At 33.9% G+C, this 14,129-nt stretch carries 12 protein-coding genes; 7 read left to right on the forward strand and 5 right to left on the reverse strand.

What is annotated here, in order from left to right; genetic code table 11:
- Positions 1-11 precede the first annotated feature (11 nt).
- Both NLM59_RS06985 and NLM59_RS06990 read left to right on the forward strand, forming a co-directional pair.
- Complete coding sequence (locus NLM59_RS06985; RefSeq protein ID WP_304417044.1) at positions 12-1,844, forward strand: TonB-dependent receptor plug domain-containing protein; 1,833 nt, start codon at positions 12-14, stop codon at positions 1,842-1,844.
- Positions 1,845-1,862: 18 nt separating this feature from the next.
- Entirely contained in the window at positions 1,863-3,116 is a 1,254-nt protein-coding gene (locus NLM59_RS06990; protein WP_304417045.1) for a DUF5074 domain-containing protein, read from the forward strand.
- 57 nt (positions 3,117-3,173) lie between these two features.
- Here NLM59_RS06990 and crcB read toward each other — a convergent pair whose 3' ends face one another.
- Positions 3,174-3,536, reverse strand: coding sequence for a fluoride efflux transporter CrcB (gene crcB, locus NLM59_RS06995; protein WP_369426778.1), 363 nt, complete (start codon positions 3,534-3,536; stop codon positions 3,174-3,176).
- A 110-nt stretch (positions 3,537-3,646) separates the two neighbouring features.
- On the opposite strand from crcB, the gene NLM59_RS07000 reads away from it, so the two are divergent.
- The 4 genes from NLM59_RS07000 (at position 3,647) to NLM59_RS07015 (ending at position 7,525) form a co-directional block, all read left to right on the forward strand.
- Positions 3,647-4,006 carry a diacylglycerol kinase family protein gene (locus tag NLM59_RS07000; protein ID WP_304417046.1) on the forward strand — a complete coding sequence of 120 codons (360 nt, stop codon included), beginning with the start codon at positions 3,647-3,649 and terminating at the stop codon, positions 4,004-4,006.
- Between the two features lie 120 nt (positions 4,007-4,126).
- Positions 4,127-5,539: a glycogen synthase gene (locus NLM59_RS07005; protein ID WP_304417047.1), complete on the forward strand. Its 1,413-nt coding sequence runs from the start codon at positions 4,127-4,129 to the stop codon at positions 5,537-5,539.
- A complete protein-coding gene (locus NLM59_RS07010; RefSeq protein WP_304417048.1) occupies positions 5,523-6,812 on the forward strand; it encodes a glucose-1-phosphate adenylyltransferase in 1,290 nt (429 codons plus the stop codon). Before NLM59_RS07005 ends, NLM59_RS07010 begins: the two co-directional genes overlap by 17 nt.
- Positions 6,813-6,844: 32 nt before the next feature.
- The gene (locus tag NLM59_RS07015) at positions 6,845-7,525 is read left to right on the forward strand and encodes a metal-dependent hydrolase (RefSeq protein WP_304417049.1); all 681 of its coding nucleotides are present in this window, start codon (positions 6,845-6,847) and stop codon (positions 7,523-7,525) included.
- Positions 7,526-7,626: 101 nt separating this feature from the next.
- Here NLM59_RS07015 and NLM59_RS07020 read toward each other — a convergent pair whose 3' ends face one another.
- The 4 genes from NLM59_RS07020 to NLM59_RS07035 form a co-directional block, all read right to left on the reverse strand.
- A complete protein-coding gene (locus NLM59_RS07020; protein WP_304417050.1) occupies positions 7,627-9,240 on the reverse strand; it encodes a dipeptidyl-peptidase 3 family protein in 1,614 nt (537 codons plus the stop codon).
- 511 nt (positions 9,241-9,751) lie between these two features.
- Complete coding sequence (locus tag NLM59_RS07025; protein WP_304417051.1) at positions 9,752-10,249, reverse strand: dihydrofolate reductase; 498 nt, start codon at positions 10,247-10,249, stop codon at positions 9,752-9,754.
- A complete protein-coding gene (locus NLM59_RS07030; RefSeq protein WP_304417052.1) occupies positions 10,242-11,198 on the reverse strand; it encodes a TerC/Alx family metal homeostasis membrane protein in 957 nt (318 codons plus the stop codon). The genes NLM59_RS07025 and NLM59_RS07030 overlap by 8 nt, the downstream gene beginning before the upstream one ends.
- A gap of 3 nt (positions 11,199-11,201) precedes the next feature.
- A complete protein-coding gene (locus tag NLM59_RS07035; RefSeq protein WP_304417053.1) occupies positions 11,202-11,723 on the reverse strand; it encodes a hypothetical protein in 522 nt (173 codons plus the stop codon).
- A 176-nt stretch (positions 11,724-11,899) separates the two neighbouring features.
- On the opposite strand from NLM59_RS07035, the gene NLM59_RS07040 reads away from it, so the two are divergent.
- A complete protein-coding gene (locus NLM59_RS07040) occupies positions 11,900-14,113 on the forward strand; it encodes a RelA/SpoT family protein (protein ID WP_304417054.1) in 2,214 nt (737 codons plus the stop codon).
- Positions 14,114-14,129: the final 16 nt, after the last annotated feature.

Consider the following 14,129-nt stretch of genomic DNA (forward strand, 5'->3'; position numbering starts at 1 on the left):
GGTAAACTGATATGAGAATATATTATTTCCTGCTTTTTATTTTATTAGCTTCATCGGTTGAAGCTCAGATGGATACTATTCATTTAAGTGATGTGATTGTGTCGGATTCAAGACTTAAAAATCAATCCAAAACACAGCAAGTTTTGATTTTGAATGATTCTGTCATAACAAAAAACTCAAATTCACTAACAGATTTATTAAACCTTAATTCTTCTATTTATTTCAAGGAGAATGGTGTAGGAATGGTTTCGTCGCCAAGTTTTAGAGGAACTACGGCACAGCAAACTTCTGTTTTATGGAATGGAATCAGTATTAATTCAAGATTCTTGGGGCAATCTGATTTTAATTCAGGAACTGGAATTAATTATGACGAAATCGCTATTAAACCAGGAGGAGGTAGCGTTATTTATGGCTCGGGAGCGATTGGAGGAAGTGTGCATTTAAATAATAATTTAAAATTTAGAAAAGGTCTAGGAGTTGATCTTTTAGCAAAATATGGAAGTTTTAATACTTTAGGATTAGCTGGAAAATTCTCTAATTCTAATGATAGATTGAGTTATAATCTTTCTTATGCAAGAAACTCTTCGGACAATGACTTTGAGATTGAATCCAAAAATTATATTAATCGTAATGGACAATTTTGGAATAATACATTCGATGGAAGTTTGGGTTATAAGTTAGATGCAAGAAATCAGTTCTCTTTGTTCTTGCAAGCTTATCAAGATGAACGTCATTTTGCAATTGTTGAAGAATATGCAACCAAAACCAAATACGAAAACCAAAATTTTAGAGGATTATTGACATGGGAAAATCGTTGGAATCGATTGAATTCTAATTTTAAGTTAGCCTTTCTAAATGAGGATTTTAAATTTTATGATAGATTAGAAGATGATCCTACATCTCATGGTAAGCTGAATTCGCTTATCGGAAAGTATGATGGTACATTTAGAGTTAACAACCAGCTCAATACTTCTTTTCTTGCTGAATATACCATTGATAGAGCTAAAGGCGATGGTAATGGTATTGTGAATCCACAAAGAAATACGTTGAACCTAGCTTTATTGATGTCGCATCAGTTGTTGGATAAACTTTATTATGAAGCTGGAATTAGAACTGAGTTTACGGAGGATTATGAAAGCCCATTATTGTATTCCTTTGGTGTAAATTATAGTCCAATTAAGTTTTATGAAGCGAAATTTAATATTTCTAAAAACTATAGAGTTCCTAGTTTTAATGACTTGTATTGGGAGCCAGGCGGGAATTTGGACTTAAAAGCAGAAAATAGTCTTCAATTTGAATTGGGTCAAAATTTTACCTGGAAGAAAAACACGCTTGGAGTTAATTTGTATTATAACGATATCAGCGATATGATTCGTTGGGTGCCTATGAATGGATTTGTATGGTCGCCTATGAATACCGATGAAGTAATTTCAAAAGGAGTTGAAGTATTTACGCATCTTCAAAAATCATTTGCTAATCACCATCTTCAATTGAACGCTAACTATTCCTATACCATTTCTAGAAACAAAGCAACCGAAAAACAATTGAGTTATGTCCCTTATCATAAAGCAAATGTGGCTTTAACACATGCTTACAAAGATTTTTCTTGGTTTCTACAAGGTATGTATGTGGGAGAGGTTTTCTCTACCACAGATGAATCAGAAATGTTCAAAATAGACAAATACCAAGTCTGGAATGCGGGTGTAAACTATGAATTTGGTAGTAATTATAGAATTAACCTTGGATTTAAGGTAAACAATCTTTTCAATTACTACTATCAACCGCTTTTGTATAGACCAATGCCTATGCGTAACTATGGTCTTCAATTGAAAATAAATCTTTAAAATTTAAATATGAAAAACATGTACAATTTCCTCAAAATTAACTTTTTGGGTTTAATTCTAGTGGGTCAATTATTAAATGCCCAATACGACAACGGTGTTTTAATTTCAAATGAAGGAAACTTTGGTTCTCCTAATGCTGATGTGTCTTACATTGATCAAGATACGTATGAAATTAGCAATAATATTTATCAAGCTGTGAATAATGAGCCATTAGGTGACGTGTTGCAGCACATAAGAATTCATGGAGATAAGGCTTATTTAGTAATGAATAATTCTAATAAAATTGTTGTTGTAGATAGAGCTAGTTTTGAGAAAATCGATGTGATTACAGAACAAATTAGTCTTCCAAGATTTATTGGATTTGCGAATGACAAGTTGTTTGTTTCAAACTCAAGCGGACGTTACGTAAGTATTTATAATGAAGCTGATAGAAGCTTTATAACTAAGATAGAGCAGTTAGGATCGGTTAATAATGTAGAAGTTGCGGGTAACTATGTATTTGTTCAGCAAGGAAACTGGGGAAGCGGAAACTCTGTGGCTGTTATTGATGCAACAACCAACACATTGAATTCTATTTTGGAAGTGGATGAAGGAATCAATGGAATTATTTCTAATGGAGATTTTCTTTATACGCTTTCATCAACTGCCAACGGAACGGTAATTAATAAAATTGATGCAACAGATTTATCTTTAGCTGCAACTATAATTGCAGAGGATATCACTGGTGCTGGTAAAATTGCTTATTCAGAAGGGAAATTATATTTCATTGGGAATAGTACTGATATTTTTAGTGTAGAAGATAATTTAATGAGCGAACCAAGTTTGGTTACTTCTGTGCCAGATAACGCTTGGAGCACGCTTTATGGCTTTGGAGTAGTAGACGATTATATTTTAACTTCTGATTCTAATGGATTTACTCAGGCGTCGATTATTAGAGCTTACAGCAAAGAGACAGGAAGTTTAGTAGCTACTTTTAATGCTGGAATTGGTTCGAATGGCTTCTACGACAACAGTGTAGAAGGATTAAATACTTCAGATATTGTTTTAGCAATTAACAAAGTTCAGGTTTATCCAAATCCAGTAGCTGATAGATTCTATATTCAAGGAGTTGACGCGGCTCAGGTGGAAATCTATAATACCCTTGGTAGTTTAGTGAAAACAGCTCAGTTTAACGGCCAAGCTATTTCTGTAGAAGGAATGGCGAAGGGTGTTTATTTTGTAGTTATTTCTAATGATAACATGAAAGTAAACAAAAAAGTTATTTTAAAATAAAACCATTTAACCTATGATTTTTGAGCCTCGCTATAGAAATATAGTGAGGTTTTTTTATTAGATGAATTTAGCGATTTTAAAGCCTACTAATACCATTAAAACTCCTAAAACTAAACTACCTAAGCTATAGACCAAGAATTGCGCTGTGTGGCCGGTTTCGAGTAGTTTTAGATTCTCTGCTGCAAATGCCGAAAATGTGGTGAATCCTCCACAAAAACCTGTGGCTAATAAAAGCAATAGAGTTTGGGTTATAAGCTGCCTTTCAAATAATCCTAAAAACAGACCAATCAATAAGCTTCCCAGCAGATTTACTAGTAGAGTTCCGTATGGGAAATCTGTATTAAGAAATTGAGAAACCCCAAAACGAAGCATGCTTCCTAATCCTCCTCCTAAAAACACGAATAACATACTTTTGATCATAGTTTGGTTTTAATTTCTAATTCTTGAGCTGACTTTAATTAATTCAAAGATAAAAATTGTAATTTAAGGGATTAGATTAAATTCGATAGAAGCTTTAAAAATATTATAAAATGAAGGCTAGGCTCAAAAGTTTTGGATATGCTTTGAATGGTATCCGCGAGGTTATCAAGTCAGAGATGAATATGAGGATTCATTTAGCAGCTAGCTTGTTGGTGATAATTATGGGTTTAATTTTCTCCTTAAATTGGATCGAATGGATATTTATAATTATATGTATAGCCCTGGTTTTATCTGCGGAAATTGCCAACACAGTTGTTGAGAAATATTTAGACACTATGCATCCCGAATTTAACCCTAACATTGGTCATATCAAAGATATGGCTGCCGCCGCTGTATTGATTTTAGCCTTGTCTAGTTTTATCATTGGAATGATCATTTTTATTCCTAAAATCATAGATTTATTAACCTAATTTTAATCTTAAATATTAGCTTAAATAAAAAGATTTTACCGCTAGTTGACTTTGATTAAAACCGATGTTTATCATTTAATTATATCATAAATTTTTCTATCTTTAAACAAAATAATGGATATGCAAATAGTTCATCTTTCTGCGGAATGTTATCCCGTTGCCAAGGTAGGAGGCCTGGCAGATGTGGTGGGAGCCTTGCCCAAATACCTTAATAATTTAGATGGTGTACAGTCGATGGTCGTGATGCCATTTGTTGAAAATGAATTTACCAAAACTCGTAAGCTTATTATGGATTACGAAACCACCATGCCTTTCGGGAATCGACAGCTATTTGTGAAAATCCTTAAGAATGATGACTTAGGATTTCCTGTTTTTTTGGTTCAAATAGAAGGGTTCACGCATAGAGAAGAAGTTTATGGCTATAGAAATGACCCTTATTTCTTTACAGCTTTTCAAATCGCTGCTTTAAATTGGATTCATCAATGGGCTCTTTTACCAGATGTAATCCACTGTCATGATTATCATACCGGATTTGTTCCGTTTTTCATGAAGCACGCACATCAATATCCTAGATTTAGAAATATACCTAGTATTTTCACTATTCATAATGGACAATACCAAGGACAGATGTCGTGGGATGTGGTAGATTATTTCCCATGGTTTAATACTTGGGATTTACCATTGTTGGAATTTGATAATACACTTCATGCTATGGCAACCGCAATTAAAACTGCTTGGCGTGTGACTACAGTTTCTCCTCAATATATGAAAGAGTTAATGGAAGGAGATTCGAGCTTAAGTGGTTTGTTGAGGCATGAAAGAAAAAAATGTGTGGGTATTTTAAATGGTATTGACATAGAAGAATGGAATCCAGCTACTGACAACAAATTAGATCATCCTTATTCGAGAAAGACAGTAGAGGAAGGTAAAAAAAGAAACAAGCAGCAACTTTGTGATTATTTTGGGTTTAATTCCGATTATCCTATCATCTCTTTCATTGGAAGGTTTGTAGATCAAAAAGGAGCTGATGTATTATCAGATGCCATTTGGAAAGCGCTTACCAATTATGATTCGAAGATTAATTTCCTTATCTTAGGAAGTGGAGATAATCAATTAGCCAATGGTTTAGAGCAAATGAAAATATTTACCGATGGAAGGTTTAATTGCTTTATCGGTTATAATGAGGCTTTAGCACATAAGGTATATGCCGGATCAGACTTTTTAATTATGCCATCTAGATTTGAGCCTTGTGGTTTAAATCAATTCTATGCATTGAGATATGGCACTGTTCCAATCGTACGAACTGTAGGAGGTTTATTAGATTCGGTGAAAGACATAAATGATGAAGGTGGAAATGGAATTCGATTTATAAACCTTAATACCGACGACTTGTTGCATTCTTTTTATCGTGCCACTGAGTTGTATGAGGATAAAGAAAGATTTCAAAAGACTAGAAAATTTATAATGAAACAAGATTTTTCTTGGGAAACTTCAGCTAAAAAATACATGAAACTATATGAAGAATTTAGATAAAGCACACAGAAGGACATTAGCACTTATTCTAGGTGGAGGTAGAGGTACAAGATTACACCCGCTCACCGAACAAAGATCGAAGCCAGCTGTGCCTGTAGCGGGTAAATATCGCTTGGTAGATATTCCTATCTCAAACTGCTTGAACTCTAGAATTAATAAGATTTATGTTTTAACACAATTTAATTCGGCTTCGCTCAACCGACATATTAAGAATAGTTATACGTTTGACTTGTTTAGTCGAGGTTTTGTGGATATTCTAGCCGCCGAACAAACCGTAGATAGTAGCGAATGGTATCAAGGTACAGCGGATGCAGTTCGTCAAAGTTTTCAGCATTTTAGCACCACCGATCATGATTATGTTTTAATCTTATCAGGTGACCAGCTATATCAAATGGATTTTCAGAAAATGCTAGAAGATCACGTTAATTTTGAAGCTGATGTTTCGATTGCTACCATTCCAGTGGATGCCGAGGATGCTACAGGATTTGGCATTATGAAAACTGATGAAAATGATAATATTACTTCTTTTATTGAGAAACCCAATGCAGATCAATTAAAAGATTGGACTTCAGAAACAGGGGATAAAATGAAATCAGAAGGAAGAAATTATCTAGCTTCGATGGGGATTTATCTCTTTAATAAAAAGGTGTTAAGAGATTTATTATCTGAAAATGAAGGAGCGGATTTCGGTAAAAATATCATTCCAGCTTCGATTGGTAAGTATAAAATCAATTCATATCAATACGAGGGATATTGGACAGATATCGGAACTATTTCCTCTTTTCACGAGGCGAATTTAGATTTAACAAATAATCTACCTCAATTTAATTTATACGACAACGAAAATTCTATTTTTACGCACGCGCGTATGCTTCCGCCGGCCAAAGTGGTTGGAACTTCTTTGGAGAATGTAGTTTTATCTGAAGGTGCTATTTGCCATGCAAGTAGAATTGAGCATAGTGTGATTGGAATCAGAACTAGAATCGGACGTGGAAGTAATATTTATGACACCTATATTATGGGAAGCGATTATTATGAAACCATAGAAGATATTGAGGAATTTAATGAAAAGGGAATTCCAGCAATGGGAATTGGCGAGAGATGTAATATTAAAAATGCTATTTTAGATAAAAATGTTAGGGTTGGGGATGATGTAAGGATTATCGGTAGCAGTAGTTTAGAGGAACGTGAAACGAAAGCCTATAAAATTGTAGACGGTATTGTAGTGGTTAAGAAAGATGCAATTTTGCCCAACGGAACCGTTATTGAATAAAAAGAATACGAATACTTAAAAATAATATCAAAATGAAAATTACCTATTTAGGTCACAACAGTCTTTGGATAGAAACAGAAAATCATAAAATAATGGTCGATCCATTTATTTCTGGCAATCCTTTGAATGATAAAATTAAAGCTTCTCAATTCCATCCAGATTATATTTTATTAACGCATGCACATGAAGATCATATTGCTGACGTTGAAAATTTAGCCACTTTGGGTAATTCTAAAATCATTTCGAATTTTGAGATTGTTACGTATTACGATAAAAAAGGTTATCAAGGCCATGGAATGAACACAGGTGGAAGTTTTGACTTTCCATTTGGTAGATTAACCAGTGTGGTTGCACATCATTCGAGTGTGTTCCCTGATGGTACTTATGGCGGAAACCCAAATGGATATGTATTGCAAGCTGATGGTAAAACTATTTACATCGCAGGAGATACTGCCTTGACATATGATATGAAGCTTATTCCATTATTGTGTGGTAAGATTGATTTAGCTATTCTTCCTATAGGAGATAACTTCACTATGGACGCTAAAGCAGCTAGCATGGCGGCAGATTTTGTTGAATGTGACAAAGTATTAGGTTGTCATTATGATACCTTTCCACCGATTAAGATAGACCATGAGTCGGCTAAAGAAACCTTTAAAGCTGCAAACAAAGAATTACTTCTATTAGGAATAGGAGAGAGTATGGATGTTTAATATTAATTAACGCCATAAGGTTTAAGTTGAGTTTAAGCCAAATGAAAATCCCTGAGCAAATTAATGTTCAGGGATTTTTGATTTTTAAATATTAAAGTAAATTATTTTAAATATTGCATTCCTTGATTAAATACAACATCCACTGGAATTCCTGCATCATTTAAACGTTGTAAATCTGCTTGTAAATCAGCTGGGATAATTCCTTTGGTGTTTACCAATTCTTCTACACCTTCGTAATCTCCATTTCCTTGAAGCTCAAGAATTAATTCAGAAAGTTCGTTCATAGCAACTTCCATTTGGTCGAAGTTAACCTGATAGGTACCATCTGCTTTTTGTGTAAAAGCATTTTTCTCTTTAAAGAAATTAAAACGAATCATATTGGCTTTACCATGGGCAGAACTAGCTCCAAATCTAACAGATCTAAAGATTCCCGCCATAAAAGTCACCATATAGTCTTTTATATCTCCTTCTAATTCGCCTTTCTTAAGAAGTTGATTTACCATATATAAGCCTAAAATATCTGCTTTCCCTTCTTCTAAAGCTGATGCATGCTCTTTTAAAGCTTCACGAACGCTTCCTTTACCATTCACAGTGTTTTTAATTCCTAAACCGTGAGCAACTTCATGGAACATTGTATTTGCGAAAAAAGCATCAAACTTCACATGTTTTCTTTGTTCTGGCGTTACCAATTCATTCGAAATCGGAACTAAAATTTTATCAAACTTAGCTTGCATAGCGTTCTTAAGTTGTAAACGACGTGTTCCTTTCTCTAATTGAACTTGTTCATCATTAGGCAAATTAATCGCAATTGTTTTACTACCGGCATTACAGTCACCAGCATAATAAATTACATCATAAGCATTTAAATCAGAATCACTTCCTGGAGTTTCTTGCTTATATTTAGTATCCACAGGTAAATTCTTTTGTAGTTCAGGTAAGAAGTCTGCGTATTTCTCTAATCGCTTGCTCCATTCCTTATCCTTAACAAGTATATAAGCCTCGTGCGCTGCTTTTTGACCATAAAGTGCATCTTCATAGGTTTCAATTGGACCAATTACAATATCGATTCCGTTGTCTTTCATGTCCATCCAAGCCAGATCGCTTTCGTAATATTCATCGGTTAAAAAAGCATCAGCTCTTTTAAGTAAATAATTCTTTAAACCTGGATCATCCGCATATCTTGCAGCTTGTCTTAAATAATCTGCAGCCATTTTTACTTCAGGCTCAAACATCACGTGATAGGGTATCGTATAAAGGTTTCCTTCTAAATCTCTTCGAACAAAAGTATATAAGCTATTTCCATCTTTTAGATTGGCTGCTTCGAACTCTTCTTTTGTCATGTTGGTTGGGTAGAAATTTGCTCCCAAAGGTTTGTCGCTGATTCCTTTCACAAAAGATTTATTGCCGGCTAAACGATCCCAAGGGCCATAATTGATTTCAGCGAATTTCTTGGCGTCACCTTTTAGATAATCTAATAAGGCATTCTTTTTACCATAAGCTTCATACCAAAATAATTCATTCATAATATCAGCCGCTTTCATAAGATAAGGAAGCATCTTACGTTCGTTAGCTGATAGTTGAGATAAGTCGGTAGTAAGCGTAAAACTAGTATATTTATCTACATTCACGGGAACTTGATTAGATTGTGAAACAGAGGTGGTTCCGCACGAACTCATGAGATAGAGCGCCGGAATTAATAACAATAATTTCTTCATAATTAAAAAATAAAACTAAAGTTACAATTTTGAAAGCAGAATGCTCAAAAATTTATTCATTGAATTAAAATTAAATAGTCTTTTGTGGAGTTGAAGTAGGTAGAATAGGAAAGAGGTCCTCGTTCTGTATAAAAACGCTAGAACTCAAATGATTTTCTTGATATCAAAAATAATTTGAATAATAGACTGCAGTTTTTAACGTCCTGATCAACCTCTTAATGCACATTGCTATGCAATGCTTAACTATGAAATAAAATTATTAACTAATGAATTATAAATTTAACGCGTAATGGCGAGATATATTTCTACTGAAGCTCTAATTAACAAAAGTTTAATAGAATGTTTAAAGCTGACTCAATATACTAAATAATTGTCGATTTATAAAGCTTATTGATACTCAGTTTGTTATTGAATGTAAATAATTGAAAAATGAAATTTAAGTAAAAAAATAAAAGCCTAACTTCAATGGAAATTAGGTTTTTATGAGATTGTGTATCAATTATTTTTCTATCTACGGTTTTTGAGTTTTTCGATTGATGTAGGTTCTATAACTAAACTCGAAAGGCAAAGTCTCAATCCAATGTTTTTCATCTTCTATACACTCAAAATATTCCGGAATTTCTGGAAAATAAGTATCTCCATCAAAATGTTTGTGAATGCGTGTGATTTCTAATTTGTTGGCTAAATGTATAGATTGCTCATAAATACTTCCACCACCGATTATGTAGATTTCGTTGTCTAGTTCTTGAGCTTTTTCAATGGCTTCTTCCAAAGATTTAAGCCAAGTTACTTGATCTGTATCTTCATGATCTTGACTAGAAACCACAAAATGATGTCTTTTGGGTAAAGGTTTACTACCGAAAGACTCGAAAGTTTTTCTACCCATAATCATAGGATGGCCAAGCGTTAATCGCTTAAATCTTTTTAAATCTTCTGAAATGTGCCATATCAATTGGTTGTCTCTACCAATGATGTTATTCTCTGAAACGGCAACTATTAAATTAATCATTTTGCTTAATTAAAGAAACTATAACACCTACTGTAATACTCAACAGAATCACGCTTAAAGATAGCCATTCTGGAATATCTATATGGTGCATTAAAATTAATTTGATACCGATATAGAACAAAATTACGAAAACACTATACTTAAGATAATGGAACTTCTCTAGCATATTGGCTAAAAAGAAATACATTGACCTTAAACCTAAGGTTGCAAAAATGGTTGCATAGAAAACAAGCAATGCATCTTGTGTAATCGCTAAAATAGCTGGAATACTATCCACAGCGAACATAATGTCGGTAAACTCGATTAGGATTAAAGCTGCAAATAGAGGAGTAGCTAATCTTCTTCCATTTTGAATGGTAAAGAATTTATTTCCATCTAATCCAGAGCTAAAATTAAAATATTTACTCAATAATCTATTTCCTAATGATTCTCTAACGTGCTCATCCTCTTCTTTATGTGTAATTTCCTCATACAGCATTTTGAAGGCGGTTAAGATTAAGAAACCTCCGAAAACATAAGGAATCCATGTAAGTTTGTTGAATAAAACAACACCTACGGCAATCATTAAACCTCTAAAGAAAATAGCACCTAAAATTCCCCAGAACAAAGCTTTGTGCTGGTATTTAAGCGGAATTTTATAGGATTTAAAGATCATCGCAATCACGAATAGATTATCCACTGATAGTGATAACTCGACAAGGTAACCTGTCACGTATTTCATTACCGCTCCTTTAGCCGTAAGTTCGGTAGGATTGTCGACAATTTCGCGATCGTATAAAAAGTATATAACTATGGATTGCGCCAATGCCATTAAAATCCAAAAGGCAGTTTCACGCGCCGTTTTCTTGTTAGATATATTATCATTCTTGTGAAGAACGAATAAATCAAAAAATAGGAGTAAGACAATAAAGGCTATTAACCCACTCCAAACTAGAATCATATTATCCATAAATTATAAAGATATTGCTACACCACCAAAGGGGCGAACTGGACTACTGAATACACTATCATCTTCATCATGCAAAACATTGTACATAATACCTACTTGAAAACGAACTGGACCAGGTGTAGAGTAACCACCACCTAACCAAAGTGCACTTTCGTCAATGCTAATCTCATGATTGTTTGATAATATTTTTTGATTTCCTGTAAAATGTTCAAAGTGACCACGTGCAAATAAACCATCAAAAACATGATAATTCATATAAGGTCCACCTGAAAACAAGTTAGATTTATAATAATCACTCTTACTATATTGATAACCAGCAGAAACACCTGCTTCTAATTTTGGAGTAATCATATAACCAGCAGATGGAGCTATGTTTAAACCAAAATAACCATTGTTACCAAAGTTTAATCCTAAACCACCACCAACACGCCACTTACCTTCTGTAACATTAGAACCTACAGATATCTGTGAAAAGCCGAATTGAAGCGTTGCTACCAAAACAACTAAAGAAAGTATTTTTTTCATGGATTAATTTTACACAAAGATAAGACCAAATTTAAAAATCGACTTGATGGATTTAACTTAATAGCTTAAAATCGATACATATAACATAATTCATGGATTTGAACTTCTGAAATTTGAATTAAATAATGTAAATTTACCCTAGCACTTAACACTTTTGATTCAAATATTATCTTTTTATGACGGAGGAACAAATTAAGGAGGAGAACGCAGAAATAGCGAGAAGGTATAGAGATTTATTGCTTAATACATATCGCAACCTAAACGAAGATGATAAAAAACTGATTCGTAGGGCTTTTGATTTAGCGGTCGATGCACACCAACATCAGCGCAGGAAATCGGGAGAACCCTATATCTATCATCCGATTGCGGTGGCTAAAATCATTGCAGATGAAATTGGCTTAGGAGCAACAAGTATTGCAGCTGCACTTATGCATGATGTGGTTGAAGATACCGAATACACGCTAGAGGATATGGAGGCGATGTTTGGTAAAAAGATTGCCAAAATTATCGATGGATTGACTAAAATCTCTGTTTTAAATAATCAAGAGTTATCTATTCAGTCTGAGAACTTTAGGAAATTGCTTTTAACCTTATCAGAGGATGTTAGAGTTATCTTGGTGAAGATTGCCGACCGTTTGCATAACATGCGAACTTTGGATGCTATGCCGCAGCACAAACAGCTCAAAATCGCCTCTGAAACCGTCTTTATTTATGCACCCTTGGCGCATAGAATGGGATTGTATAATATCAAAAGTGAGTTAGAAGATTTAAGTTTAAAATATACCCAACCAGAGAACTACGCCGACATTAAAAAGAAATTAAAAGAATCGGCGGAGGATAGAAAAAGATACATTCAAAAATTTAGTGATTCGATTTCAGATCGATTGGACGAAGAAGGATTAGAATATCAAATTAAAGGTCGTTCTAAATCAATTCATTCCATCAATCGCAAAATGCAAACCCAAGGTGTAAGCTTCGATCAGGTGTATGATAAGTTTGCGATTCGTATTATTTATCGTTCTGACAAGAAAAATGAGAAATTTATTGCTTGGAAGATTTATTCGATTGTAACGGATATTTATAAACCAAATCCATCTCGTTTAAGAGACTGGATTACACAACCAAAACCTACGGGTTATGAATCACTTCACATTACCGTTATGGGAGATGATGGTAAATGGGTAGAAGTTCAAATTCGTTCGGAGCGAATGGATGAAATCGCAGAAAAAGGTATTGCTGCTCACTATAAGTATAAAGAGAACTATAAGGTAGAAGATTCTAAAGTTGATGAATGGATTTCTCAGGTGAGGGAGATACTTGAAAATCAAGATATACAAGATACTACCGAGTTTATTGATAACTTTAAGCTTAACTTATATACCAAAGAAATTTATGTGTTTACGCCGATGGGTGAGTTGATTTCATTGCCTAGAGGAGCTTCTTCTTTAGACTTTGCCTATGCTATTCACACCAATATTGGAGATACTTGTTTGGGAGCAAAAGTTAATGGTAAGCTATACCCTTTAAGTCATGAGTTGAGAAGTGGTGATCAAGTAGAAATTATTACTTCTAAGAATCAACAACCTAAATTAGATTGGTTGGATTATGTAACAACTTCGCGTGCAAAATCCAAAATTAAAGCGGCCTTAAATGCAGAGAAAAGACAATCGGCTGAGGAAGGAAAAGAGATTTTAGAGCGTAAGCTACGCCACTTAAGGCTAACGGCTAACGAGAAAACCATTAACAACATGGTGAGTTTCTTTAATGAAAGAACTTCGCAGGATTTATTTTATCATGTGTTGACAGGTAAAATTAGTAACGCTGATATTAAGCGATTCGCAGAAAAGAATTCTGGAGTTGTTGGTTTCATTAATCGTTTCCGTTCTAAATCTATTGGTAAATCCAAGGAGGAATATGTAATGCCGCCAAGTGGTAAATTAGATTTAATTGTTTTTGGTGACGAAGAAAAGAAACTAGATTATACATTGGCTAATTGTTGTAATCCGATTCCTGGTGATAAAGTATTTGGTTTCGTAACTGTGAATCGAGGGATTAAAGTTCATAAATTAACTTGTCCAAATGCTATTGAATTACAGGCAAATTACGCCTATAGAGTTCAAAAGGCTAAATGGGTAGACTCTTCTCAAATCACCTTTAGAACTGAAATCATTATTAAAGGTATTGATAGAATGGGACTGGTAAAAGATATTACTGATGTCTTATCCAATAACTTAAATATCGACATGAAGAGTATTAATTTCTCTTCTGAAGATGGAATATTTAATGGTAATATCTTGGTTTCGGTGGCCAATAAATCACATTTAGATAGTGTGATGCAGCGATTGAAAAATGTAGAAGGAGTTACAAAAATTAATAGAAAACAAGATTGAACATAATTTCGTATTT

Origin of the sequence: Profundicola chukchiensis (assembly GCF_029664245.1) — a bacterium.
Taxonomy (GTDB): domain Bacteria; phylum Bacteroidota; class Bacteroidia; order Flavobacteriales; family Weeksellaceae; genus Profundicola; species Profundicola chukchiensis.

Excerpts from the sequence above, each read along its gene's own strand:
- NLM59_RS06985 (WP_304417044.1), top strand. The coding sequence starts at position 12 with ATGAGAATATATTATTTCCTGCTTTTTATTTTATTAGCTTCATCGGTT.
- NLM59_RS06990 (WP_304417045.1), top strand. The coding sequence starts at position 1,863 with ATGTACAATTTCCTCAAAATTAACTTTTTGGGTTTAATTCTAGTGGGT.
- crcB (WP_369426778.1), bottom strand. The coding sequence starts at position 3,536 with ATGATCAAAAGTATGTTATTCGTGTTTTTAGGAGGAGGATTAGGAAGC.
- NLM59_RS07000 (WP_304417046.1), top strand. The coding sequence starts at position 3,647 with ATGAAGGCTAGGCTCAAAAGTTTTGGATATGCTTTGAATGGTATCCGC.
- NLM59_RS07005 (WP_304417047.1), top strand. The coding sequence starts at position 4,127 with ATGCAAATAGTTCATCTTTCTGCGGAATGTTATCCCGTTGCCAAGGTA.
- NLM59_RS07010 (WP_304417048.1), top strand. The coding sequence starts at position 5,523 with ATGAAGAATTTAGATAAAGCACACAGAAGGACATTAGCACTTATTCTA.
- NLM59_RS07015 (WP_304417049.1), top strand. The coding sequence starts at position 6,845 with ATGAAAATTACCTATTTAGGTCACAACAGTCTTTGGATAGAAACAGAA.
- NLM59_RS07020 (WP_304417050.1), bottom strand. The coding sequence starts at position 9,240 with ATGAAGAAATTATTGTTATTAATTCCGGCGCTCTATCTCATGAGTTCG.
- NLM59_RS07025 (WP_304417051.1), bottom strand. The coding sequence starts at position 10,249 with ATGATTAATTTAATAGTTGCCGTTTCAGAGAATAACATCATTGGTAGA.
- NLM59_RS07030 (WP_304417052.1), bottom strand. The coding sequence starts at position 11,198 with ATGGATAATATGATTCTAGTTTGGAGTGGGTTAATAGCCTTTATTGTC.
- NLM59_RS07035 (WP_304417053.1), bottom strand. The coding sequence starts at position 11,723 with ATGAAAAAAATACTTTCTTTAGTTGTTTTGGTAGCAACGCTTCAATTC.
- NLM59_RS07040 (WP_304417054.1), top strand. The coding sequence starts at position 11,900 with ATGACGGAGGAACAAATTAAGGAGGAGAACGCAGAAATAGCGAGAAGG.